Genomic DNA, 269 nt, shown 5'->3' on the forward strand with positions numbered 1-269 from the left:
AAAACAAAGGTTAATCGCTTTGCGTTAAGTGAAGATCTTGCAGATTTTTATCACATGTATGCTTCGAGAAGTTTTAAAAATATAAATTTGAGTGCATTCTTTTCTGATGTACTATATATTACAAATAAATACAAAATGATTATGCCAAATGATTTTCTATTATTAGCAAAGTCAATGACGATTCTTGAAGGCGTTATAACAGAACTTCATCCAGATATTAACGTTTTAAAAATTGCTTCTACTTATATTAAAACAAACGATGACGTTTC

1 protein-coding gene is annotated in these 269 nt (G+C 27.9%); it reads left to right on the forward strand.

Annotated elements, in window-relative coordinates; all coding sequences use genetic code 11:
* Positions 1-269, forward strand: a 269-nt coding sequence (locus ACFP9U_RS25340) for a hypothetical protein (protein ID WP_378625673.1), incomplete at both ends; no start/stop codon positions are given.

The organism is Nitratireductor sp. GCM10026969 (assembly GCF_042660605.1).
Taxonomy (GTDB): domain Bacteria; phylum Pseudomonadota; class Alphaproteobacteria; order Rhizobiales; family Rhizobiaceae; genus Chelativorans.